The sequence below is a fragment of the Roseomonas sp. F4 genome (genome assembly GCF_053891155.1).
This window is the reverse complement of the sequence record NZ_JBSSHK010000005.1, coordinates 149924-173870: the sequence shown is the minus strand read 5'-3', so window position 1 is coordinate 173870 and position 23947 is coordinate 149924. Positions and strand designations below refer to the sequence as shown.

Genomic DNA, 23947 nt, shown 5'->3' with positions numbered 1-23947 from the left:
ATAACCTGCCCTTGTTGTGGGTGGTAGTGTCATCGAACGTTCATAAAAGTGAAATCGTCACGTCGTCTCCGCCGCCTAGAAGCCGCCGGACGGGGCACCCTTGCATGCTTTGCCCCCCGAAACAGGACCGGAGAGAGACACAGTGAACAGGCGCACCCTTCTGCTCGGCACCGGCGCAGCGATCGCAGCCGGGCTGGTTTCCGCCCGCGGCGCAATGGCACAGTCGGCGACGATCACCGGCGCCGGCGCGTCCTTCCCGAACCCGGTTTACCAGAAGTGGGCTGAAGCGGCCCGTCAGCCGACCAGCATCACCCTGAACTACCAGTCCGTCGGCTCGGGCGCTGGCATCAACCAGATCCGCAACCGTACCGTTGACTTCGGCGCCTCCGACGCCCCGCTGACGGTCGAGCAGCTCGAGGAGCACAAGCTGCTCCAGTTCCCGGCCGTGATGGGGTCGCTCGTTGCGATCGTGAACATCCCGGGCGTCGAGAACGAGAAGATGAAGCTGACCGGCGAGCTGCTCGCCGACATCTATCTCGGCAAGATCACCCGCTGGAACGACGCCCGCCTGGTCGAGATGAACCGCGAGCTGAACCTGCCGAACCTGGCGATCGCGCCGGTCTATCGTGCGGATGGTTCTGGCACGACCTTCGTGTGGGTTTCCTACCTCTCGGCCGTCTCCCCCGAGTTCCGGCAGAAGGTCGGCATCGGCACCTCCGTTCGCTTCCCCGCCGGCACCGGCGCGCGTGGCAATGAGGGTGTGGCCGGCACGGTGAAGAACATCCGTGGCGCCATCGGCTATGTCGAGAACGCCTACGCCATCACCAACCGCCTGGTGACGACGCAGCTGCGCAACAAGGCCGGCAACTTCGTCATGCCGCACCAGGATAACTTCATCGCCGCCGCCGAGAATGCGGATTGGTCAACCCCGGGCTTCGCCGCCAGCCTGATCGACCAGCAGGGCGCCACCAGCTGGCCGATCGTTTCGCCGACCTTCATCCTGCTGCCGAAGAACCCGGACAACGCCGACCGCAGCCGCGCGGTGATGCGCTTCTTCGACTGGGCCTTCAAGAACGGCGACGCCCTGGCGAAGGAACTGGAATACATTCCGATCCCCACCGTCGTCGCGGATCGCATTCGCGCGGCCTGGGCCGCCGAGGTGAAGGTCAACGGCCAGTCGGTGTGGCCGCCGGCCTGATCACCCAGGTTTCGGCGCGGCGGCAGGGATTTTGTCCCGGCCGCCGCGCTTTCGTGTCTTGTCATGTCATTTCGGATCCGGAGCACCCGCTTGCAGCAGGCCGCCACCGCCACATTGGGCGCCGTTCCCAGGCCAGCGCGACGTAGTTCCGCGCTTGGGGATACTATTTTCGCCGCCGCCTGCACGGCGTCCGGCGCCTTCGTGCTGTTGCTGCTTGGCGGCATCATCGTGGAGCTGTTCCTCGGCGGTCTGCCCGCCTTCCGCGCCTTCGGGCTGTCCTTCATCTGGTCCACGGAATGGGACCCGGTCACCGAGGTCTTCGGCGCCGGCGTGTCCATCTACGGCACTGTCGTGACCGCCGTGCTGGCCATCCTGATGGCCGTGCCGCTGGCCTTCGGCGTGGCCTTCTACCTGACCGAACTGGCGCCCAACTGGCTGCGCCGCCCGGTGGGTACGGCGGTGGAGCTGCTCGCGGCGGTTCCCTCCATCATCTACGGCATGTGGGGCTTCTTCATCATCGCGCCCATCATGTCCCAGTATGTTCAGCCCGCGATGATCGACAGCGTCGGTACCTGGCCGCTGATCGGCTTCCTGTTCGAAGGCCCGCCCTTCGGCACGGGTATCTTCACCGCCGCGCTGATCCTGGCGATCATGATCCTGCCCTTCATCGCCGCCACCATGCGCGATGTGTTCGAGCAGGTGCCGGCGGTGTTCAAGGAAAGCGCCTACGGCCTGGGCTGCACGACCTGGGAAGTGATGAAGGGCGTGGTGATCCCCTACACCCGCATCTCCGTCGCCGGTGGCGTGATGCTGGGCCTCGGCCGCGCGCTGGGCGAGACGATGGCGGTCACCTTCGTCATCGGCAACGCCAACCGCATCACCACCACGCTGTTCGGGCCGGGCAATACCATCGCCTCCGTCATCGCGCTGGAATTCGGCGAGAGCGAGATGGGCAGCCTGAAGTTGTCGGCACTGCTGGCCCTGGGCTTCATCCTGTTCGTGTTGTCCTTCATCGTCCTGGCGCTGTCGCGCTTCCTCCTGCGCTCCCGGCTGAAGGCCTGAACCGATGAGCACGACCTATCAGGGCGCTTCCGGCCCCACCAAGGATGCCCGCGTCGCCGCGGCACTTGGCCGCGGCCGCAAACGCGCCGACCTCGTGGTGCGGACACTGTCCTACGCCGCCACGGCGATCGGCCTGCTGCTGCTCGCCTCCATCCTCGTGACGCTCTTCGCCCGGGGCTTCGGCGCGATGAACCTCACCGTTTTCACCGAAAGCACCCGGGCGCCGGGGTCCGGGGGCGGGCTGCTCAATGCCATTGTCGGCAGCCTGATCCAGGTTTCCCTGGCGACGGTGATCGGCACGCCGATCGGCATGCTGGTGGGCACCTACCTGGCGGAATATGCCAAGGGCTCGGCCTTCGGGAATATCGTCCGCTTCGTCTCGGACATCCTGCTCTCGGCCCCCTCCATCCTGGTCGGCCTGTTCGTCTACCAGCTCATGGTGCTGCCTTTCGGTGGCTTCTCAGGCTGGGCGGGCGTCGCCGCGCTCGCGATCATCATCATCCCGGTGGTGGTGCGCACGACCGAGGACATGCTGACGCTGATCCCCAATACGCTGCGGGAGGCGGTGATCGGCCTCGGCGCGCCGAAGTGGAAGATGATCGTCACCGTCTGCTGGCGGTCCGCCATCTCCGGCATCATCACCGGCGTGCTGCTGGGCGTCGCCCGCATCGCGGGTGAAACGGCGCCGCTGCTCTTCACCAGCCTTGGCAACAATGCCTGGGCCACCGACCTGTCGCGGCCGATGCCGAGCCTGCCCATCACCATCTATTCCTACGCCGCCTCGCCTTTCCAGGACTGGATTGAGCTGGCCTGGGCCGGGGCGCTGGTGATCACGCTAGCCGTGCTGCTGCTGAACATCCTGGCCCGCAGCTTGCTGCGCGGCGGCAAGTGAGTGGGATTGATCCGATGACGCCGAGCGAGTCCACCATGAACGAAGCCCCAACCCAAGCCGTCGGCGGTTCCTTTGGCGGGATGCAGGCGCGGTCCGAGGCGGCGATCAACGCCACCTCCCGCATCTCCGTCCGGAACCTGGATTTCTTCTACGGCTCTAACAAGGCCCTGAAGTCCATCAACCTGGAACTGCCGGACCGCCAGGTGACCGGCATGATCGGCCCCTCTGGCTGCGGCAAGTCGACCCTGCTGCGCGTGCTGAATCGGATGTACAGCCTGTATCCGGGCCAGCGCGCGGAAGGCGAGGTGCTGATGGATGGCCGCAACATGATTTCGGCCGATGTCGACCTGAACGAACTGCGCTCCAAGATCGGCATGGTCTTCCAGAAGCCCACGCCCTTCCCGATGACGATCTACGAGAACATCGCCTTCGGCGTCCGGCTGCATGAAAAGCTGCAGAAGTCCGAAATGGACGACCGGGTGGAATGGGCGCTGACGCGCGCCGCCATCTGGGGCGAGGTAAAGGATCGCCTGCAGTCCTCCGCCATGGGCCTTTCGGGCGGCCAGCAGCAGCGCCTCTGCATCGCGCGCTCCATCGCGGTGCGGCCAGAGGTGATGCTGTTCGACGAGCCGACCAGCGCGCTCGACCCGATCAGCACGCTGAAGATCGAGGAGCTGATCGACGAGTTGAAGCGCGACTTCACAATCTGCATCGTCACCCACAACATGCAGCAGGCGGCCCGCTGCGCCGATCAGGTGGCGTTCTTCTACCTTGGCGAGTTGGTGGAAGTGGCGCCGGCGGCGCAGCTTTTCACCGCGCCGCGGGAAAAGCGCACGCAGGAATACATCACGGGCCGGTTCGGCTGAGGACGACGCAGATGCCCATGGAAACCCAATCGGACCACATCGTGAAATCCTACGACGAGCAGTTGCGCAAGCTGCGCGACATGCTGGCGCGCATGGGTGGACTGGCCGAGCGCCAGGTCAACGACGCGACCGTGGCGCTGACCCGCCGCGACGCCACCCTGGCCGCCGAGGTGATCGGTCGCGATGCCGCGCTCGATCAGCTGGAGCGTGAGATCGAGGCCTTCTGCATCCGCATCCTCGCGACGCGGCAGCCGATGGCCATCGACCTGCGCTTCATCGTCGCCGCCATGAAGGTCAGCCATGACCTGGAGCGGATCGGCGACTACGCCCGCAACGCCGCCAAACGCAGCATCATCGTGGCGCAGCAGCCGACACTGGGCAGCCTGAACGGCTTCCTGCGCATGACCCGCCTGGTGCAGGAAAACCTGAAGGGCGCCATCGACGCCCTGGTGAACGACGATGCCGAGGCCGCCGCGCGGGTCTGGGGCAATGATGAGCCGGTGGACGATGTCTATAATGGCATCTTCCGCGAGATGCTGACCTTCATGATGGAAGACCCGCGCAACATCACCGCGGCGACGCATCTGCTGTTCATCGCCAAGAACCTGGAACGCATCGGCGACCATGCGACCAACATCGCCGAAACCGTTCACTACGCCGTGCGTGGCGACAGCCTTCCGGACGACCGACCCAAGGCGGACAGCTCCGCCTATGCCGTCGTCCGGCCGCCCGAATAGGATCGGAGAGTTCCAGATGCCGGACGCCATCGGCAGCCTCGCGAAGCCGACCATCCTTGTGGTGGAGGACGAGGCGCCATTGCTGACGCTGCTGCGCTACAATCTCGAAAAGCAGGGCTTCCGGGTGGAGGAGGCCAGCGATGGCCAGGAAGCCCTGATGCGGGTCGCGGAGGGCAAGCCCGACCTGATCCTGCTCGACTGGATGCTGCCGGCGCTGTCCGGGCTGGAGGTGTGCCGGCAGATCCGCCGCCGCCCCAATACCCGCGACCTGCCCATCATCATGGTCACCGCCCGCACCGAGGACCAGGATGCGGTACGCGCGCTGGATACCGGAGCGGACGACTACATCAGCAAGCCCTTCGTCATGGATGCGCTGCTGGCGCGCATCCGCGCCCTGCTGCGCCGCTCCGGCGCGGTGCCGGTGAAGGGGCGGCTGACCTATAAGGACCTGGTGATGGACCAGGATGCGCATCGCGTGACGCGCGGCGCGCGGTCGTTGCATCTGGGCCCCACGGAATACCGCCTGCTGGAATTCTTCCTCCAGCATCCCGGCCGCGTCTTCACGCGGGAGCAGCTTCTGGACGCCGTCTGGGGCCGTGACATCCATGTCGAGCCGCGCACGGTGGATGTGCATATCCGCCGCCTGCGCAAGGCGGTGAATGGCGACGAGGAGTCGGACATCATCCGCACCGTCCGCTCCGCCGGCTATGCGCTGGATGACGAAGGGTAGAGCATTTTCAAGCCTTGCTGCTTCGCAGGGCGACTCGGAAAATGCGTAAAGACAAATAGCTGGAGCCGTTTCACCGTCTTCGCTTTCGGTGAAACGGCTTTAGCGCTTACCGGCGTGAGGCGGACTTACAGCGAGTCCGCGATCACGTTGCGCCGGGCAGCCGATAGAGCGGTTCCAGCGCCAGGCGGCGAAGGGCATTGCGGCATAGCGCCTCGATGTCGCGCCGATCCGTCGTAAGGGGGTCGACCGCCAGCCAGGCGGCGGCCAGGCGGTGCCAGAAGGTCGCGAGGTCCAGCAGCCGATCGCGCAGTTCCGACTGTTCGCGGATCAGCCGTGTTGGCGCTTCCAACGGCAGCGGGCGATGCATCGCCGCCTCCGCCAGTGCCAGAAGGGCGACGCTGACGCGGCGCGGGCGGGATATCTGCGGCAGCAGCGCGTCGAGCGCGCGGGTCAGCAGGTCCCCGGCCCAGCGGCGGTCCTGCGCCAGTGCCTTGCGGGTGCCGCGCAGCATACGTTCCATCGCCTCATAATCCGGCTGGCTCGCGGCCACTGCCAGCACCCGGGCATGGGCATGGGCCAGCAATTGCAGCCGTCGCCCCAGCGGCGCCATGGTCGCCATCGGGAAGCCGCCCCGCGTGATGCATTTCGCGATCGCGGCCTCGAACATGGCGGGGCCGGGCGGGGTGCCGCGCATCGCCTCGGCCAGGGCCTCACCCTCCTCCCCGGCGGTGGCGGCCAGGCGGGCGACGATGGCGGTCGTCGCGGCCTCCAGATGCACCTCCTCCGGCAATTCCGTCTCCACCTCCAGCAGCGGTCCGGGCACGGGGTCACCGGGGGCGATCCGTTCGACGCAGCGCAGCGCCGCTGGCACCAGCCGCAGCAGGCGGAAGTCATGCGTGCCGGCGGGGATGTCGAGCACCAGATGGGCGTTTTCCAGATCCGTCAGCATGCGGAGATGGGCGAAGGGTCGCACCAGGCCGATGCCGCCGGAGGGATCACGCTCGAAGACCAGCCCCGGCTCGCGCAGCCAGCTCGACTGGAAATTGAAATGGGGCGGCGGCCATGTCTCGCCCTCGGCCGTGCCCGGAAAGCGCACCGGGTCGAAGCCGCGCGGGTCTGGCAGGCCTGGCAGGTCGGTCTGGGGCGAGGGGACGGGCACCAGCACAAGATGGGGAAGGCTGGTTAAGAGGAGGTGAGCAGCGCCTCGCATCGCAGGACGGTGATTGACGGAACCGGCCCTGGCGGGCGACCTATGGGCCAACTGCCCACCGGAGTCTGTCACCATGCGTCGCCGCGCCCTTGCCCTGACCGGGCTTTTTTCGGCCGTGATCCTCGCGGCCTGCGCCGCGGACCCGAGGGAGCTTGTGGGCCAACCGCCACGGGTGGTCTTCTTCGAGGCCGACAGCGCCGAGCTGGATGAGCCCGCGCTGGCGGTCCTGGCCGATGCCGCCCGCCTGGCCCGCCGCCATCCGGAGGTTCCGGTGCAGGTGCGCGGCTTCGCCGGCCCGGCCGGCGGCGCCGCCTTCAACCGCGAATTGTCCGAGCGCCGGGCGGAGCATGTGGCCTCCGAGATGGTCAAGCGCGGCGTCGCCCGCAGCCGCATCAATGTGGTGGGCCGCGGCCCGGTGCCCTTCGACTCGGTGCCGATCGAAAGCCGCCGGGTGGAGATCGTCGTCGGCTATCCGTAAGCCGGGCCACAAGCCTGGCCTCGCCTTCGGGCGCTCCCCATCCGGCTTCGGGCGTGGCAGACAGGGGCCATGCCCGATGACGGCCGATTCTCCCACCTGATGACCGAATCGCAGGACGACAGCACCGATCCGCTGGATGTGCTGAGCCGCGTCTTCGGCCACCCCGGCTTCCGCGGGCGGCAGGAGGAGGTGGTGCGCCATGTCGCCGGCGGCGGGTCCGGCCTGGTGCTGATGCCGACCGGCGGCGGCAAATCGCTGTGCTTCCAGGTGCCGGCGCTGTGCCGCCCTGGGGTGGGCATCGTCGTATCCCCGCTGATCGCCTTGATGGAGGATCAGGTGGCAGCGCTGCGCCAGCAGGGCGTGGCGGCGGCGGCGCTGCATTCCGACCTGCCGGAGGGCGAGTCCCGCGCCGTGCTGCGTGACCTGCACAATGGCGACCTGAAGCTGCTCTATGTCTCGCCGGAACGGCTCGCCTTGGAAGGCATGCTGAGCCGGCTGGAGACGCTGCCCGTCGCGCTGTTCGCGGTGGATGAGGCGCATTGCGTCTCCCAATGGGGGCACCATTTCCGGCCGGAATATCGCGGCCTGGGCGTGCTGGCGGAACGCTTCGCGCGGGTCCCCCGCCTGGCGCTGACCGCCACCGCCGACCCGCGCACGGTCGAGGATATCCGCCTCCAGCTTGGGCTGGACGAGGACCCGGTGTTCCGCGGCGGCTTCGACCGCCCGAATATCCGGATTGAGGCCGCGCCCCGCGAAGCCGAACGCGCCCAGCTGCGTGCCTTCCTGCGGGAAGAAGCGAGCAAGGGCGGTGCCGGCATCATCTATTGCGGCACGCGCAACAAGACCGACCAGACCGCCGAATGGCTGCGCGGTGACGGCCATGACGCGCTGTCCTTCCATGCCGGCATGGAATCCGAGGCCAAGCGCGACGCGCATCGCCGCTTCGCGCGGGGTGACAGTGTGGTGATGTGCGCCACCATCGCCTTCGGCATGGGCATCGACCGGCCGGATGTGCGCTGGGTGGTGCATCTCGACCTGCCGAAATCGCCTGAGAGCTGGTACCAGGAAATCGGCCGCGCCGGCCGCGATGGCCTGCCCGCGCGCGCCCTGCTGCTCTACGGCGCCGGCGACATCGCCCTCGGCCGCCATCGCATCGAGGAAAGCCCGGCCGCGCTGGAGCAGAAGCGGATCGAGCGGCAGCGGCTGGATGCCATGGTGGCGATCGCCGAGGCGGCGACCTGCCGCCGCCAGATCCTGCTGCGCTGCTTCGGAGAGCCGGAGCCGCCGCCCTGCGGCAATTGCGATGTCTGCCTGTCGCCGCCGCGCCTGTTCGACGGAACGGTGGCGGCGCAGAAAATGCTGTCAGCCGTGCTGCGCACCGGCCGGCGCTTCGGCGTGGCGCATGTGGTGGATGTTCTGCGCGGCAAGACCACCGACAAGGTCGCGCAATTCGCGCATGACAAGCTGCCGACCTTCGGAGTCGGCAAGGACCTGTCCGAATTCGCCTGGCGGGGCGTGGCGCGGCAGTTGGTGGCGCGCGGCATCCTGGATGTGGCGATCGAGAACCACGGCGAGCTGGTGCCGACCGATGCCTCCCGCCCCGTGCTGAAGGGGGAGGAGAAGGTGATGCTGCGGGAGGATCTGGTGCAGGCCTCCGCCGCCCCCGCCCGCAATGCCCGCAGCGCCGGCGGCGGCAGCGCCGCGCCGGTCGGCGATTCGGTGTTCGAGGCGCTGCGCGACTGGCGGCGCGGCGAGGCGCAGACCCAGTCGGTGCCGGCCTATGTCATCTTCCAGGACAAGACCCTGGCCGAGATCGCGGCCCAGCGCCCGCGCAGCCTGGACCAGCTTGGCCAGATCGCCGGGGTGGGGCGGACCAAGCTGGACCGCTACGGGGATGCGGTGCTGCGGGTGCTGGCCGAAGTCTAGCCCTGCCGCCAGCCGGGGAAGGGGTCCTCCAGCTTCGCCCAGGCCTTTGGGCCGCCCTTCATCTCCCGCTCCGTCAGAAGGCAGGCGTCGAGCTGGCGACGCAACTCGGCCTCCTCCATGCCGATGCCGATGAAGACGATTTCCTGGCGGCGGTCGCCGAAGGGCTCCTGCCAATTGGCCCGCACCCCGGCGCGCCAAGTCGGGTCCTCCGGCCAGCGGCTGGGATCGGTGGCGGCCCACCAGAAGCCTGCCGCCTCATGCCGCCCGACCGCGCCGGCCAATTGCCAGGACCCGGCCCAGGGCATGCGCGTGGCCAGCCAGAAGAAGCCCTTGGCACGCACCACGCCGGGCAAGGGCCCCTCGATCAGCCGCTTGAATCGGGCGGGGTGCAGCGGGCGGCGCGCCTTCCAGACGAAGCTGGCGATGCCGAATTCCTCGGACTCCGGCAGATGCCCGCCGGCCAGTGCCTGCGACCAGCCGGCCGCCTGGCTCGCCTGGGTGAAGTCGAATTTTCCCGAGTTCAGCACATGGTGCAGGGGCACGCGGCCCTCGGTGCTGGCGATGATCTCGGCGCGGGGGTTGAAGGTGGCGAGCAGGGCCGAGAGGCGACCGAGGTCTTCCTCGCTGACCAGATCGGCCTTGTTCAGCACCAGCACATCGGCGAATTCCACCTGCTCGACCAGAAGGTCGACCAGCAGTCGCGTATCCTCCTCCCCGGTCGCCTGGCCGCGCTTGGCGAGGGTGTCGGCGGAGGCGTAGTCGCGCAGCCAGGCCTGGGCATCGACCACCGTCACCATGGTGTCGAGCCGCGCCACATCGGACAGCGAAAACCCATCCTCCGTGCGGAAATCGAAGGTTGCGGCGACGGGCATGGGCTCGCCGACGCCGGTGCTTTCGATCAGCAGCGCGTCGAAGCGGCCTTCCGCGGCCAGCTTCGTCACCTCCTGCATCAGATCCTCGCGCAGGGTGCAGCAGATGCAGCCATTCGACATCTCCACCAGCCGCTCCTCGGTGCGGGAGAGCATGCCGGCATGGGCGACCAGCGCGCCGTCGATATTCACCTCCGACATGTCATTGACGATGACGGCGACGCGACGGCCCTCGCGATTGGCGAGGATGTGGTTCAGCAGCGTGGTCTTGCCGGCGCCGAGAAAGCCGGAGAGCACGGTGACGGGAAGCTTGGTCATTCGAGGGGAATCCGTCCGGCTTCATCGAGGCAGAGAAAAAGGCGCGGGGGCGCCTTGGGGGTGAGGGGCGGGGAGCGGTGGATGCAGCCGGCGCCCTGATTGCCCGGGTAGGCCTCACCCTTCAGCAGGGCGACATCGCCGGTGCCCAGGCGCTGGATCGGCACGCCGGGGTCGCCGGCGCGGTTCAGCAGCCGTGCGGCCTGGGCGCCGCCGGGCATGGCGAGCCATTCGGTGCCGGCGCCACGATAGGTGCAGAGCAGCCGCAGCCCGACCGCATCGGCATGCCAGTAGCGGCAACCGGGGCCGTCGATCGCCTCCAGCCGGATGCGCAGGCGCGGCGCGCCGGTGATCTGGGTGAAGATCGTCGCCAAGTGCAGCATGTCGAGATAGAGGTCGAGCGGCGCCGCGCCCGGCAGCGCCGCCACCAGCGCATCCATGGCCGCTTCCGGCGTGTCCTCCGCGGTGACGGTGAAGGGCGCCATGGCGGCGAGCCTGCCCAGGTCGCGCATCAGCGGGCCGGGCAGGGTGCGCGGCCAGATCGCGATATGCGTGCCAGGCCTGGCGATGCCGGAGAGCACGAGGGGCAGGGGGCTGGCGAGGTTGCCGGGGCCGGCGGCGGGGCAGAAGCCTTCGATCAGCATGGGTGGCCTAGTAAATGTTATAATATAACATTGCATTTAGCGGTAGGTATCGCAAGCCAGCGAAAAACATAACCTATCAATTAAGTGAACTTGTGCGGATCGATGGGATGGCTATAGTGAGTCATATGACTAACCAACTGGATCACGCCTTCCACGCCCTCGCCGACCCCAGCCGCCGCGCCATCCTGGCGCGGCTGGCCCAGGGACCGGCCGCTGTCGGTCAGCTCGAAACGCCGATCCGCATGGCGATGCCCACCCTGTTGCAGCATCTCCGCGTGCTGGAGCGCGGCGGGCTGATCGCCACGGAAAAGCGGGGCCGGCAGCGCATCTGCCACCTGCGCCCCGAGGTGGTGCGGCAGGCGGAGGCCTGGCTCGGCCGCCAGCGCGCCGTCTGGGAAGCCCGGCTGGACCAGTTGGACGCCTATGTCCTGACCCTGAAGGAGCAAGAGAATGGCTGAAGAGACTTCGCTCGACCTGGTGCTGACCCGCATCGTGCCGGTGCCGCCCCGCCTGGTCTGGCTGGCCTGGACCCGGCCGGAGCATCTGGTGAAGTGGTTCACCCCGGCCCCCTGGCGCACCACGGCGGCGGAGATCGACCTGCGCCCCGGCGGCATCTTCCGCACCGTGATGGAAGGCCCGAATGGCGAGCGGATGGACAGCCCCGGCTGCTGGCTGGAGGTGGTGGAGGAGCGCCGCCTGGTCTTCACCGATGCCCTTCTGCCCGGCTTCCGCCCGGCGCCCGAACCCTTCTTCACCGCCATCATCGCATTGGAGCCCGTCGAGGGCGGCACCCGCTACACCGCGACCGCGATGCACCGCACGCCGGAGGACCGTGACCGCCACGCCGCCATGGGCTTCCACCAGGGCTGGGGCACGGCGCTGGACCAGCTGGTGGAGATGGCGCGCAAGATGGAGAGCTGAGCCCGGCTTCAGCCCGACGGCGGCGGCGGTTACACTCGGCGGATGCCCCATATCGCCGTTGCCCGTCTCTGGTTCGAAGGAAATTCCTTCTCCCCCACCGCCACCGGACTCGACGCCCTGCGCTCGCGCGAATGGGTGGAGGGACCCGCAGCACTCACCGCCTATGCCGGCACGGCGACGGAGCTGGGTGGTCTGGCGACCTTCCTGGCCGCGCGGCCGGATTGGCGCGCCACCATCCTGCGCTGCACCTCCGCCCAGCCCGGCGGCCCGCTGACCGCGGACGCCTTCGAGGGCTGGCTGGCGGAGGTGGAGCAGGGGTTGCGCGTCGGCGGGCCTTGGGACGGGGTCTATCTTTCCCTGCACGGCGCCTGCGTGGCGGAAGGGGTGCCGGCGGCGGACCTCGCCATCGTCCGGCGCATCCGCGCCTTGGTCGGCGCGACGCCGCTGGTCGCCAGTTTCGACTTCCACGGCAATATGGCACCGGAGTTGGCGACGCTGCTGGATGGCGCCAGCGTCTATCGCACCTATCCGCATCTCGACATGGATGCGACGGCGCTGCGGGCGCTGGCTCTGCTGGAGCGCCGGCTGTCGGGCCAGCGGCTGTATGGCGCCTTCGCGAAGCTGCCGCGCGTGCTGCACTCCTTCCACATGCGCTCCGCCGAGGGGCCGATGGCGGAGGTCTGGGCGGAAGCGGCGGCGCTTGAGGACGGGGTGGTGCTGGAAGCCGCGCCCTTCGGCGGCTTTTCCTGGGGCGACACGCCCTATGCCGGCCCCAGCGGCATGGCCTGGGCGACCGATCCCTTGTCAGCGCAACGCGCGGCGCAAGCGGTGCTGAGCGCCATCGAGACTCGGCTGCCGCGTTTCGCCGTGACCCTGCCAACGCCCCAGGCCGCGCTGGCCAGCGCGCTGGCCGCGCCGCCCGGGCTGGTGGCGCTGCTGGACCCCGCCGACAATCCGCTGTCGGGCGGCACCGCCGACACCCCCGGCCTGCTGCGCGCCCTGGTCGAGGCCGCGCCTGGCGTCCCAACCGTCTTCGCCTTCCTGCACGATCCCGCGGGCGTTGCCGCGGCGGCGGCGCTGGGGGTAGGCGGGCAGGGGCGCTTCGAGCTCGGCGGCCATACCACTGCGGATTTCGGCCCGCCGGTGGCGGTGGAGGCCGTGGTGGAGCGTCTGACGGAAGGCCGCTTCACCAATGAGGGTCCGATGGAACGCGGCGCGCCCGTCGATCTCGGCGCCACCGCTGTGCTGCGCATCGGCGAGGCGCTGCGCGTGATCCTGACCAGCCGGAAGGAGGCGGCGGTGGACCCCGCCTTCTTCGCCCTGCACGGCATCGACCTCGGCGCGACGCGGCTGCTGGCCAACAAGGCCAAGAACCACTTCCGGGCGGCCTTCGTTGGGCGCTGCGCCGCCATCGTGGAATGCGACGTGCCCGGCCCGGCGGCGCTGGACCTGGCGGCGCTGCCCTTCCGGCACGTGCCGCCGGACTGGCTGCGCCCGGTCTAATCCAGCCGCGCGCCGGCCAGCCGGACCACCTCCTGCCACTTGGTGTTCTCGGCGGCGATGAAGGCGGCGAATTCGGCCGGGCCCAGCGGATGCGGCTCGGCGCCGAAGCCGCGCTGACGCTCGATCACCTCCGGGTTGCGGGAGATTTCGGCGATGGCGTTGGCATAGCGGGTCTGGATCGCGGCGGGCATGCGCGCCGGAGCCTGCACGCCGAACCAGGCCACCGCCTCGAAATCCGCGATGCCGCCCTGCTGCACCGTCGGCACCTCCGGCACCGCGAACCAGCGGTCCTTGCTCGTCACGGCCAGGATCTTCATGCGGCCTTCGCGCGCATGCTGGAGATAGGCGGGCAGGTTGTCCACCGCGACCTGGATATTGCCGGCGATCAGGTCCGGCACCACGCCGCCGGTGCCGCGATAGGGCACATGCGACATCTCGAACCCGCCGCGCACCTTCAGATATTCGCCGCAGAGATGGCCGGACGTGCCGTTGCCCGGCGTGCCGTAATTCAGCTTGCCGGGATTGGCCTTCGCATAGGCCACGAATTCCGCGAAGGTCGAGACCGGGACGGAGGCATGCACCATGATCCCGTTCGCCACCAGATTGGCCAGCGCGACCGCCGCCAGTTCCTCCTGCCGGTAGGGCATGCGGCTGTAGAGGAACTGGTTGATGCTGGCGGTGCCGATCGTGCACATCAGCAACGTGTGGCCATCCGGCTCCGCCTTGGCGACCAGGTCGGCGCCGAGATTGCCGCCGGCGCCGGGCCTGTTGTCCACGACCACCGGCTGGCCGAGCATCGGCGTCAGCCGTTCCGCCAGCAGTCGTGCCGTCAGGTCCGTGGCGCCGCCGCCCTGGAAGGGCACCACCAGCCGCACGGGGCGGGAGGGCGCCCAGGGCGTCTGCGCCTGGCCGGAACGCAAAGCAGGCAAGGCCAGGGCGGCGCCAAGCGCGGCGCGGCGGGTCAGGGTCATTGCGGCACGTTTCCTTGTCGATATGCGACTATCATGGGGCCATGGAGGGGCGGCGCAAGGCCGCCCCGCTTTGTCTATTCCACCCGCGCGCCCGAACGCCGCACCACCTCGGCCCATTTGGTGATCTCGGCCTTCACGAAGGCGTCGAAGGTCTCCGGGCTGGTGCCGCCATCCGGTGTCAGGTTGGGCGGCATGCCGCCGAGATCCGCCAGGCGGCGCTGCATGTCGGGATCGCGGATGATGAGGTTCAACTCGTCCGAAATGCGCTTCAGCACGGGCGCGGGGGTGCGCGCCGGCGCCTGCACGCCGAACCAGGCGGTCGCCTCCACGCCGGGGAACCCGGCCTCCGCCGTGGTCGGCACCTCCGGCATCGCGGGCGACCTTTCCTTGGTGGTCACGGCCAGCGGCCGCAGGCGGCCGTCGCGCAGATGGCCGATGACGGAGGGCAGGTTGTCCACGCCCACCTCCACCCGGCCGGCGATGATTTCCTGCAACATCGGCCCGGCGCCGCGGAAGGGCACATGGGTCATGTCGATCCCGGCCTCCAGCTTCAGCAATTCGCCCGTCATGTGCAGCGAGGTGCCGGCGCCGGAGGAGCCGTGGTTCAACACGCCCGGCCGCGCCTTGGCCAGCGCCACCAGCTCCCCCAGCGTGCGGGCGGGGACGTCATTGCTGACGAAAATCGCATTGGGCACCCGCAGCATCAGCCCGACCGCGGCCAGATCCTCGGGCTTCACCGGCATACGGGCGCCATACAGCGCATAATTGATCGCGCCGCCGCTGATGGTCTGCATCAGCAGCGTATGCCCATCCGCCTCCGCCTTGGCGACGACGTCATTGCCGATATTGCCGCCGGCGCCGGGGCGGTTTTCCACCACCACCTGGGTTCCGAGGCGGCGCCCGAGCGGCTCGGACAGCAGGCGGGCCGCGATATCCGTGGTGCCGGCTGGCGGAAATCCGACAACGATACGCATCGGGCGGCTGGGCGACCAGCTCTGGGCCTGGGCCAGGCCCGACCGCAGCAGGGCAGGCGTGGCGAGTGCGGCACCGAGCAGGGCGCGGCGGGTGGCAGTCATGGAAACTCCTCCGTTGGCTGTCGGCGGGGCTCTGGCCCACCTTACGAAACCAAACTGACCTTGCCGTGCGCGGACGACAACTTGCAAGGGCATCGGATATTGGCGACTTAGCCGGTGCCTGTCCGCCCGACTCCATCAGGGGGGCGGAAGCAGGCGCGGAAAGGGCTGGTCGCATGCGTTTCATGGGGTTGTATCTGCGGGTGCTGCAACTCCTCGGGCCAGACCGATGGATTGCCTATGGGCTCGGCTTTGCCGCGCTGGCCCTGGCCGGGCTGCAGTTTCTGGAACCGGTTCTGTTCGGCCGGGTGATCGACCTGCTGTCGCGCTCCGACCGCATGGAAACCTCCGCCTTGTGGCGGGAGGCGCTGTCGCTGCTGGTGCTCTGGGCCGCCGTCGGGCTTTCGGCCATTGGCGCCAATGTCGCCGTGGCGCTGCTTTCCGACCGCATGGCGCATCGCAACCGGCTGAGCCTGATGGCGCGCTATTTCGAGCATGTGCTGTCGCTGCCGCTGTCCTTTCATGGCGACACGCAGTCGGGCCGGCTGATGAAGGTGATGCTGGTCGGCGCCGACAATCTGTTCGGCCTGTGGCTGTCCTTCTTCCGCGAGCACCTGACCACCTTCATCGCCGCGGTCGTGCTGCTGCCGCTGACGCTGATGATGAACTGGCGGCTTGGCCTTCTGCTGATCGTGCTGGTCATCGTCTTCGCGCTGGTCTCCGCCTGGGTGATCCGCAAGACGGAGGCGGCGCAGGGCCAGGTGGAAACGCTGCACACGCGCCTCGCCGGCAATGCGCAGGATGCGCTGTCCAACGTCGTGGTGGTGCAGTCCTTCTCCCGCCTGGAATCGGAGGCGCGGCAGTTCGGCGACATCATCCGCCAGGTGCTGGACCGGCAATTCCCGGTGCTGACCTGGTGGGCCGTGGTGTCGGTGCTGACCAATGCCTCCGCCACCATCACCGTCATCGCCATCTTCATCCTCGGCACCACGCTGCATGTGCAGGGCATGGCGAGTGTGGGGGACATCGTCTCCTTCATGGGTTTCGCGACGCTGCTGATCGGCCGGCTGGAAGGGGCGGTGGGCTTCGTCTCCCGCCTGGTGTTCCAGATGCCCTCGCTGGTGGAATTCTTCGCGGTGCTGGATGCGCGCACCTCGGTGCCGGAAAAGCCGGATGCGAAGGTGATCGGGCGCGCCACGGGCGCGGTGCGCTTCGAGAATGTCACCTTCGCCTATCCCGGTGGCCCGGCCATCCTGAAGGATGTGGAGATGGATGCGCCGCCGGGCCGCACCATCGCCCTGGTCGGCCAGACCGGCGCCGGCAAATCCACCGCCATGGCCCTGCTGCAACGGCTCTGGGACCCGGTGGAGGGACGCATCACGCTGGATGGGGATGATCTGCGCGACCTGACGCTGGACAGCCTGCGGCGCAATATCGGGGTGGTGTTCCAGGAAAGCCTGCTGTTCAACCGCACCATCCGCGCCAACCTGCTGATCGGCCGCCCCGATGCGACGCAGGAGGATCTGGAGCGCTGCTGCCGGATGGCGGAGGCACATGACTTCATCATGGCCAAGCCGCAGGGCTACGACACGCTGGTGGGCGAACGCGGCAGCATGCTGTCCGGCGGCCAGCGCCAGCGCCTGGCGATCGCCCGCGCCCTGTTGAAGGACCCGCCCGTGCTGATCCTGGATGAGGCGACCAGCGCGCTGGACGCGGCGACCGAAGCGCGCGTGCAGCGCGCGTTGCGCGCCCTGATGGCGGGCCGCACCACCTTCGTCATCGCGCATCGCCTGTCCACGGTGCGCGATGCGGATGAGATCCTGGTGTTCGAGCAGGGCCAGGTGATGGAGCGCGGTGGTTTTGCCGAGCTGGTGGCACAGGGCGGGCGCTTCGCGGATCTGGTCAGGACGCAGTTGACCGGGACGGAGGTCGCCCCCGCCTGATCTGCTGCGATGCACAACGTCCGGCTGTGTCGCCGGACGTTGTGCACGCCATGCTTGAACTCCGACCCGCCGGCCTGTCACCATCCCCCCAGCGGTGGGTCGCCCCGCGGGGGCGGTCCTGCCGAAACGGGAGGACAACAACCATGACCATCGCCATCATCCTGAGCCGCAAGGGCGCGGATGTGATCTCCGTCGCCGCGCAGGACCAGGCCGGCCATGTCGCCCAGGTGCTGGCGCAGAACCGCATCGGTGCCGTGCTGGTGCGCGATCCGGGTGGCGACGTGCTCGGCATCGTCAGCGAACGCGACATCGTCCGCGCCCTCGGCGCGCATGGGGCGGAGGCCGTCACCATGCCGGCGGCGCAGCTGATGACCCGCGCTTTGCACACCGTGACGCCACGCACCCGCATTCCGGAAGCGCTCGGCCTGATGACCGATCGGCGCGTTCGTCACTTGCCGGTGCTGGAGGAGGATGGCAGCCTCGCCGGCATGGTCTCGATCGGCGACCTGGTGAAGGCGCGGATCGAGGATGCGGTGCATGAGGTTGAAGAGTTGCGGCATTACGTCGAAAGCGCGGGGTGAAATGATGCGGCGTGCGATCCTGGCCACGGTTCTGGCGATTTCTGCCTCTGGCGCTGTCTGCACAGGGGCCTTCGCCCAGAACCTGACGGTCGCGACCGGCGCGCCGCCCACTTCGGTGGATCCGCATTTCTACAACGCGGCGCCCAACTTCGCGCTGTCCATGCACATCTTCGACCGCCTGGTCGAACGCGATGCGGAAGTGACGCCCTATCCCGGTCTCGCCGAATCCTGGGAGGCGGTGGAGCCGACGATCTGGGAATTCAAGCTGCGCCAGGGCGTGACCTGGCATGACGGCCGGCCCTTCACGGCGGAAGATGTCGCCTTTTCCGTCGCGCGGCCGCCGCTGGTGCCGAACAGCCCGGCGAGCTTCAGTCCCTTCGTGCGCGCCATCCAGCGCACGGAAATCGTCGATGCCCGCACCATCCGCTTCCACACCGCCGCGCCGCATCCGCTGCTGCCGGTGGAACTCGGCTCCATCGCCATCGTCGCGAAACATGCGGCGGAGGGACGTGGGACGGAGGATTTCAACGCGCTCCGCGCCGCCGTGGGCACCGGTCCCTATCGCATCACCAGCGCCATCCCTGGCGACCGCTTCGAGCTCGCGCGCAACGATTCCTGGCACGGCCCGCGCCAGCCTTGGGAACGTGTGACCTATCGCGTCGTCGCCAATGACACGGCGCGCGTCTCCGCGCTGCTGGCCGGCGATGTCGATCTGATCGACCAGGTGCCCTCCACCGATCTGGTGCGGCTGCGCCGCGACAATCGCGTCTCCGTCGCTGAGGTGCAGGGGCTGCGGCTGATCTTCATCGCGCCGGACCGGTCCCGCCGCGGCAACCTGCCCTTCGTGACCGACAATGACGGCCGGCCGCTGGAGACGAATCCCTTCGATGATGTCCGTGTGCGCCGCGCGCTGAACATCTCGGTCAATCGGGAGGCTCTGGTGGAGCGGGTGATGGAGGGCGCGGCCGCCCCCGCCGGCCAGTGGATGCCGGCCGGCACCACCACCCATGCGCCGGACGTGCCCGTGCCGGCCTATGATGTCGACGCGGCGCGCCGCCTGCTGGCGGAGGCGGGCTATCCGAACGGCTTCCGGATGACGCTGTTCACGCCGAATGACCGCTACCCCAACGACGCCCGCACCGCCCAGGCCGTGGCGCAGATGTGGAGCCGCATCGGCCTGCGCACGGCGGTGGAGGCGGTGCCCTGGACCAGTTATTCCGCCCGCTCCGCGCGGCAGGAATTCCCCATCCGCCTTGCCGGCTGGGGCAGCAGCACCGGGGAGGCGGGCAGCGTGCTGATCAGCGTCATCGGCACCTTCGACCGCGCGGCGCAGCGTGGCGCCGCCAATGCCTCCCGCTATTCGAATCCGGAGCTCGACGCGCTGACCGACCGCGCCGCGACGATGCTGCGGCTGGAGGATCGCGCGGCGGTGCTGCGCCAGGCGATCAAGCTGGCGACCGATGATGTCGCCATGATCCCGCTGTTCAACATCAGCAACTCCTGGGCCACGCGGCGCGGGCTGGTGCATGAGCCGCGGATGGATGAGCGTACCGTCGCCATGGGCACGCGGCCGGCGCCCTGACGGCGGCTCGTTGATACATATCAACGACCTGCGGCGCGGCAGGCGGGAGGATGCGGGGAAAATAACGCCAGGAGTCCCGGCATGAACCATCCGCACCGCAAGGTCCTGCATGCCCTCTTTGCCCATCCCGTCAGTTCCAACATCGACCCTCGCGACGTTGCCGCGGTGTTCGAGGCCCTCGGGGCGGAGGTCAGCGCCGGGGGGCATGGCCAGATGAAGGTCAGCCTCAACGGCCATACCCACGGCTTCCACGAAACCCGCCACAGCCTGGCGAAGGAGGAGGTGGTGGCGCTGCGCAAGTTCCTGGTCACCGCCGGCGTGGACCCCGTGCGCGATTACCCGCTGTAACGCGGGGACTTGCCGGGGCGGTCGGTTGGGGGCGATGCTTCAGCCCACGGAGATCAACATCCGGGGGACAGCTTCATCATGACCTTACGCCGCCACCTTCTCGCCGCCGCCGGAGCCGCCCTGGCTGCGCCCGCTCTGTCGCGCGGCGCCCAGGCGCAGACCCGCTGGCAGATGGCCACGCCCTATGCCGACGGCAATTTCCACACCCGCAATATCCGCCAGATGCTGACGGAGCTGGAGGCCGCGACCAGTGGCCGCCTGTCCATCCAGTTGCACAGCAATGGCGCGCTGCTGCCGATGCCGCAGATCAAGCGCGGCGTGCAGACCAGCCAGGTGCAGGTCGGCGAGATCCTGCTCACCGCCTATTCCAACGAGGACGTCTTCTTCGACGCCGACGCGATTCCGCAGCTCGTCACCAACTTCGCCCAGGCGAAGAAGCTGGCCGATCTGCAGAAGCCCTATATCGAGACGCGCCTCGCGCGGCAGGGCCTCAGCCTGCTGTACATGGTGCCCTGGCCGCCGGCCGGTCTCTATGCGCAGAACCCGATCCCGACGATCGAGGGGCTGCGCGGCCTGCGCTTCCGCACCTTCAGCCCGGCGACCAACCGATTCGCCGCTTTGGTCGGCGCGCAGCCGACGCTGGTGCAGTCGGCGGAACTGGCGCAGGCCTTCGCCACCGGCGTGGTGCAGGCGCAGATCACCTCCGCCGCCACGGGCGTCGACACCGCCGCCTGGGACTATGCGAAGGTCTTCACGCCGCTCGGCTTCTCCATGACCAAGAACGCCGTCATCGTCTCCCGCCGCGCGCTCGATGCGTTGTCGGCGGCGGATCAGGCGGCGGTGCGCGCGGCGGCGGCGGCGGCCGAGACCCGTGGCTACGAACTCAGCGCGGAGGCCCAGCGCGGCACGGAAGCCACGCTCGGCCAGCGCGGCATGCAGATCGTGCCGCCGACTGAGGAGTTCCTCGCCGGCCTGCGCCGCATCAGCGGCACCATGACGGATGAATGGGTGGCGCGCGCCGGCGCCGACGGCGCCAAGCTGATCGCCGACTACAAGGCCTGAACCCGAAAGCCCTCTCCCCCAACGGGGGAGAGGGTCGGGGTCACGCAAACTTTCGCTGCGTTGCAACAGGGCCTTGCGCGCGGCGCCGTTTGGCCCCGATGATCGCAGCATAACGCACTGCCATTCGGGGGCTTCCAACATGATCCTTTCTCGCCGCGCCATCCTCGCGGCCAGCCTTGCCGCGCCCGCGCTGCCCCGCATCGCGCAGGCCCAGGCGACCCGCTGGCAGTTCGCCACGCCCTATCCGGACGGCAATTTCCACACCCGCAATATCCGCGACTTCATCGCGGCGGTGGAATCCGGCTCCGGCGGCAAGCTGTCGATCCAGCTTCACAGCAATGGCGCGCTGCTGCCGCTGCCGCAGATCAAGCGCGGCGTGCAGACCAGCCAGGTGCAGCTCGGCGAAATCCTGATCTCCGCCTATGGCAATGAGGATCCGCTGCTGGAGGTCGACAGCATCCCCCAGCTCGTCACAAGCTATGCGGAGGCGAAGAAGCTCGCCGACCTGTCCCGCCCGATGGTGGAGGCGCGGCTGGCGCGGCAGGGGATGTCGCTGCTGTTCACCGTGCCCTGGCCGCCCTCCGGCTTCTACACCAACTTCCCGGTCGATTCCCTGGAAGCGCTGCGCGGCACCAAGATGCGCACCTTCAATGTCATGACCAACCGCTTCGCCACGCTGATCGGCGCCACGCCGACCCTGGTGCAGGCGGCCGAAATTCCGCAGGCCTTCGCGACGGGCGTCGTCAATTCCATGGTCACCTCCGCCGCCACGGGCGTCGACAGCGCCGCCTGGGATTATGCGCGCTTCTTCACGCCGATCGGCTTCACCTGGACCAAGAACGCGGTCTTCGTGAACCGCCGGGCGCTGGAGGCGCTGCCCCCCGAGGTGCAGGCCACCATCCGCAGCGCGGCGGCGGAAGCCGAGACGCGCGGCTGGGCGATGAGCGAGGCGGCGCGCGATTCGGCGCAGGCAACGCTCGCCAGCCGCGGCATGAATGTCACCACGGCCTCCCCCGCCTTGATGGAGGGCATGGCCCGCACCGGCGCCACCATGGCCGATGAATGGGCGGGCCGCGCCGGGGAAGATGGCCGCCGCGTCATCGCCGCGCTGCGGGCCGCGGGCTGAGATGGGCGCGCTGCGGCGCGGGCTCGACCTGCTGTATCTCGCCGGCGGCATCGCCGGTGGCGTCGCGCTGGCCGCCATTGGCGGCATCATCGCGGCACAGGTGATCGGCCGCCAGTTCGGCCTTTCGCTGGATGGCGCCGACGACCTGACCGCCTTCGCGGTCGCGGGCTCGGCGCTTCTGCCGCTGGCCTATGCCTTTCGGTCCGGCGCGCATATCCGCGTCGACCTCATCATCGGCCATGTGAAGGGCGCGGCGCGCTTCGCGATGGAAACGCTGGCCCTGGTGCTGGCGGCGGGGCTGGCGATCTTCCTCGCCTGGTCGGTCGGCGACCTGGCCTATGACTCCTGGCAGTTCGAGGATGTGGCGCAGGGAACGGTGCCCTGGCTGCTCTGGGTGCCGCAGGCCGCCTGTGCGATCGGCTGCGCCCTGTTCGGCATCGCGCTGCTGGACGACCTGGTCGTGCATCTGTCCGGCGGCACGCCCTCCTACCGCAAGGTCGCCGAGGAATCCGCGGTCGAACGCGCCATGGGGGAGATCTGAGCATGGACCTCGCACAGACCGAGGCCGGCCTGCTGCTGCTTGGCGTGCTGTTCCTGATCCTCGGCCTTGGTGTCTGGATCGGGTTGGGGCTGCTGGCGACGGGGCTGGTCGGCGTCGTGGTGATGCCGATGCTGATGTCCGGCATGGCCAGCTTCCCCGCGGATAAGGTGCTGGGCAGCGCGGTCTGGGGATCGCTGGCGAGCTGGACGCTCGCGGCCCTGCCCTTGTTCATCTGGATGGGCGAGATCCTGTTCCGGACGAAGCTGTCCGATGACATGTTCCGCGGCCTCGCCCCCTGGGTGCAGTGGCTGCCGGGGCGGCTGATGCATGTGAATGTGATCGGCTGCGGCATCTTCGCCGCCGTCTCCGGCAGCTCCGCCGCCACCGCCGCGACCATCGGCAAGATGTCGCTGCCCGCCTTGAAGCAGCGTGGCTATCACGAACCGATGGCGATCGGCTCTCTCGCCGGGGCGGGCACGCTCGGGCTGCTGATCCCGCCCTCCATCGTCATGATCGTCTATGGCGTGGCGGCGGAGGTTTCGATCGTCCGGTTGTTCATGGCCGGCCTTGGTCCGGGCCTGCTGCTGATCCTGCTGTTCAGTGGCTATATCGCCGTCTGGTCGCTGCTGAACCCGAAGCTGGTGCCGCCGGCCGATCCGCCGATGCCGCTGCGGGAGAAGCTGCGCGCGAGTGGCCAGTTGTTCCCGGTGATGCTGCTGATCGCCTTCGTCATGGGCAGCATCTATTTTGGCTGGGCCACGGCGACGGAAGCCGCGGCCTTCGGTGTGGCTGGCGCGCTGGCGCTCTCTGCCTGGGGCGGCACGCTGAACGGGAAGTCCTTCGCCGCCAGCCTGATGGGCGCGGTGAAGCTCTCCTGCATGATCAACCTGATCCTGGCGGGGGCGGCCTTCCTGACCAAGGCGATGGCCTATTCCGGCATTCCGGCGGCGATGGCGACCTGGGTCGGCAGCCAGGGCTTCAGCCCCTTCATGATCATCGCCGTGCTGACGCTGATCTACCTGGTGCTGGGCTGCTTCATCGACGGCATCAGCATGATCGTGCTGACCGCCTCCGTCGTGCTGCCGATCATCGCGCAGACTGGGTTCGACCTGATCTGGTTCGGCATCTTCATCGTGCTGGTGGTGGAGATGGCGCAGATCACCCCGCCCGTGGGCTTCAACCTGTTCGTATTGCAGGGGCTCTCAGGAAAGGGGCTGATGACGGTGGCTGGCCACACGTTCCCCTTCTTCCTGTTGCTGGTCGTCGCAGTTGCCATAGTCACGCTGTTCCCGGGAATCGTGACCTGGCTGCCCAATACGATGATGGGCGGCTGAGCGACAAAAAAGGGCCGGGGTTTCCCCCGGCCCTG

24 protein-coding genes are annotated in these 23947 nt (G+C 68.6%); 19 read left to right on the top strand and 5 right to left on the bottom strand.

Going from position 1 to position 23947, the window contains the following annotated elements; genetic code table 11:
- The first annotated feature begins 142 nt into the window (after positions 1 to 142).
- The 6 genes from pstS to phoB all read left to right on the top strand — a co-directional run bounded on the left by pstS (position 143) and on the right by phoB (position 5485).
- Complete coding sequence (gene pstS / locus ACVFYP_RS20570) at positions 143 to 1198, top strand: phosphate ABC transporter substrate-binding protein PstS (RefSeq protein WP_499202090.1); 1056 nt, start codon at positions 143 to 145, stop codon at positions 1196 to 1198.
- Positions 1199 to 1261: 63 nt separating this feature from the next.
- Positions 1262 to 2260: a phosphate ABC transporter permease subunit PstC gene (gene pstC, locus ACVFYP_RS20565; RefSeq protein WP_499202089.1), complete on the top strand. Its 999-nt coding sequence runs from the start codon at positions 1262 to 1264 to the stop codon at positions 2258 to 2260.
- A gap of 4 nt (positions 2261 to 2264) precedes the next feature.
- On the top strand, positions 2265 to 3152 hold the full coding sequence (pstA, locus tag ACVFYP_RS20560) for a phosphate ABC transporter permease PstA (RefSeq protein WP_499202088.1): 888 nt from the start codon (positions 2265 to 2267) through the stop codon (positions 3150 to 3152).
- A gap of 80 nt (positions 3153 to 3232) precedes the next feature.
- On the top strand, positions 3233 to 4018 hold the full coding sequence (pstB, locus tag ACVFYP_RS20555; protein WP_499202543.1) for a phosphate ABC transporter ATP-binding protein PstB: 786 nt from the start codon (positions 3233 to 3235) through the stop codon (positions 4016 to 4018).
- 17 nt (positions 4019 to 4035) lie between these two features.
- The gene (gene phoU / locus ACVFYP_RS20550; RefSeq protein ID WP_499202542.1) at positions 4036 to 4755 is read left to right on the top strand and encodes a phosphate signaling complex protein PhoU; all 720 of its coding nucleotides are present in this window, start codon (positions 4036 to 4038) and stop codon (positions 4753 to 4755) included.
- Positions 4756 to 4771: 16 nt separating this feature from the next.
- Positions 4772 to 5485, top strand: a complete 714-nt coding sequence (gene phoB, locus ACVFYP_RS20545; protein ID WP_499202087.1) for a phosphate regulon transcriptional regulator PhoB — start codon at positions 4772 to 4774, stop codon at positions 5483 to 5485.
- Positions 5486 to 5627: 142 nt separating this feature from the next.
- Here the strand turns inward: phoB and ACVFYP_RS20540 are convergent, their stop codons facing one another.
- Entirely contained in the window at positions 5628 to 6650 is a 1023-nt protein-coding gene (locus ACVFYP_RS20540; protein WP_499202086.1) for a hypothetical protein, read from the bottom strand.
- A 118-nt stretch (positions 6651 to 6768) separates the two neighbouring features.
- On the opposite strand from ACVFYP_RS20540, the gene ACVFYP_RS20535 reads away from it, so the two are divergent.
- Together ACVFYP_RS20535 and recQ are read left to right on the top strand one after the other, a co-directional pair.
- Entirely contained in the window at positions 6769 to 7173 is a 405-nt protein-coding gene (locus ACVFYP_RS20535) for an OmpA family protein (protein ID WP_499202085.1), read from the top strand.
- Positions 7174 to 7242: 69 nt separating this feature from the next.
- A complete protein-coding gene (gene recQ, locus ACVFYP_RS20530; protein ID WP_499202084.1) occupies positions 7243 to 9099 on the top strand; it encodes a DNA helicase RecQ in 1857 nt (618 codons plus the stop codon).
- Here the strand turns inward: recQ and zigA are convergent.
- On the bottom strand, positions 9096 to 10286 hold the full coding sequence (gene zigA, locus ACVFYP_RS20525) for a zinc metallochaperone GTPase ZigA (RefSeq protein ID WP_499202083.1): 1191 nt from the start codon (positions 10284 to 10286) through the stop codon (positions 9096 to 9098). The genes recQ and zigA overlap by 4 nt on opposite strands.
- Complete coding sequence (locus ACVFYP_RS20520) at positions 10283 to 10927, bottom strand: DUF1826 domain-containing protein (RefSeq protein WP_499202082.1); 645 nt, start codon at positions 10925 to 10927, stop codon at positions 10283 to 10285. Before ACVFYP_RS20520 ends, zigA begins: the two co-directional genes overlap by 4 nt.
- Positions 10928 to 11052: 125 nt before the next feature.
- Between ACVFYP_RS20520 and ACVFYP_RS20515 the strand changes: the two genes are divergently transcribed.
- From ACVFYP_RS20515 to ACVFYP_RS20505, 3 genes are read left to right on the top strand one after another with little or no spacing between them, the layout of a single operon-like run.
- On the top strand, positions 11053 to 11385 hold the full coding sequence (locus ACVFYP_RS20515) for an ArsR/SmtB family transcription factor (protein WP_499202541.1): 333 nt from the start codon (positions 11053 to 11055) through the stop codon (positions 11383 to 11385).
- Complete coding sequence (locus ACVFYP_RS20510) at positions 11378 to 11848, top strand: SRPBCC family protein (RefSeq protein ID WP_499202081.1); 471 nt, start codon at positions 11378 to 11380, stop codon at positions 11846 to 11848. The genes ACVFYP_RS20515 and ACVFYP_RS20510 overlap by 8 nt, the downstream gene beginning before the upstream one ends.
- Positions 11849 to 11890: 42 nt before the next feature.
- On the top strand, positions 11891 to 13351 hold the full coding sequence (locus ACVFYP_RS20505; RefSeq protein ID WP_499202080.1) for a M81 family metallopeptidase: 1461 nt from the start codon (positions 11891 to 11893) through the stop codon (positions 13349 to 13351).
- Here ACVFYP_RS20505 and ACVFYP_RS20500 read toward each other — a convergent pair.
- Positions 13348 to 14322 (bottom strand): Bug family tripartite tricarboxylate transporter substrate binding protein, encoded by a 975-nt coding sequence (locus ACVFYP_RS20500; protein WP_499202079.1) that lies wholly within the window; start codon positions 14320 to 14322, stop codon positions 13348 to 13350. The genes ACVFYP_RS20505 and ACVFYP_RS20500 overlap by 4 nt on opposite strands.
- Positions 14323 to 14396: 74 nt before the next feature.
- Complete coding sequence (locus tag ACVFYP_RS20495; protein WP_499202078.1) at positions 14397 to 15398, bottom strand: Bug family tripartite tricarboxylate transporter substrate binding protein; 1002 nt, start codon at positions 15396 to 15398, stop codon at positions 14397 to 14399.
- Between the two features lie 173 nt (positions 15399 to 15571).
- Here ACVFYP_RS20495 and ACVFYP_RS20490 point away from each other — a divergent pair, with 173 nt between their 5' ends.
- The 8 genes from ACVFYP_RS20490 (at position 15572) to ACVFYP_RS20455 (ending at position 23912) form a co-directional block, all read left to right on the top strand.
- The gene (locus ACVFYP_RS20490; RefSeq protein WP_499202077.1) at positions 15572 to 17338 is read left to right on the top strand and encodes a glucan ABC transporter ATP-binding protein/ permease; all 1767 of its coding nucleotides are present in this window, start codon (positions 15572 to 15574) and stop codon (positions 17336 to 17338) included.
- A 143-nt stretch (positions 17339 to 17481) separates the two neighbouring features.
- Complete coding sequence (locus ACVFYP_RS20485; protein ID WP_499202076.1) at positions 17482 to 17919, top strand: CBS domain-containing protein; 438 nt, start codon at positions 17482 to 17484, stop codon at positions 17917 to 17919.
- Between the two features lie 4 nt (positions 17920 to 17923).
- On the top strand, positions 17924 to 19501 hold the full coding sequence (locus tag ACVFYP_RS20480; RefSeq protein WP_499202075.1) for an ABC transporter substrate-binding protein: 1578 nt from the start codon (positions 17924 to 17926) through the stop codon (positions 19499 to 19501).
- A gap of 81 nt (positions 19502 to 19582) precedes the next feature.
- Positions 19583 to 19849, top strand: a complete 267-nt coding sequence (locus ACVFYP_RS20475) for a hypothetical protein (RefSeq protein WP_499202074.1) — start codon at positions 19583 to 19585, stop codon at positions 19847 to 19849.
- 78 nt (positions 19850 to 19927) lie between these two features.
- On the top strand, positions 19928 to 20911 hold the full coding sequence (locus ACVFYP_RS20470) for a TRAP transporter substrate-binding protein (RefSeq protein WP_499202073.1): 984 nt from the start codon (positions 19928 to 19930) through the stop codon (positions 20909 to 20911).
- Positions 20912 to 21050: 139 nt separating this feature from the next.
- Entirely contained in the window at positions 21051 to 22037 is a 987-nt protein-coding gene (locus ACVFYP_RS20465) for a TRAP transporter substrate-binding protein (RefSeq protein ID WP_499202072.1), read from the top strand.
- Between the two features lies 1 nt (position 22038).
- Complete coding sequence (locus tag ACVFYP_RS20460) at positions 22039 to 22578, top strand: TRAP transporter small permease (protein WP_499202071.1); 540 nt, start codon at positions 22039 to 22041, stop codon at positions 22576 to 22578.
- A gap of 2 nt (positions 22579 to 22580) precedes the next feature.
- Positions 22581 to 23912: a TRAP transporter large permease gene (locus tag ACVFYP_RS20455; protein WP_499202070.1), complete on the top strand. Its 1332-nt coding sequence runs from the start codon at positions 22581 to 22583 to the stop codon at positions 23910 to 23912.
- Positions 23913 to 23947: the final 35 nt, after the last annotated feature.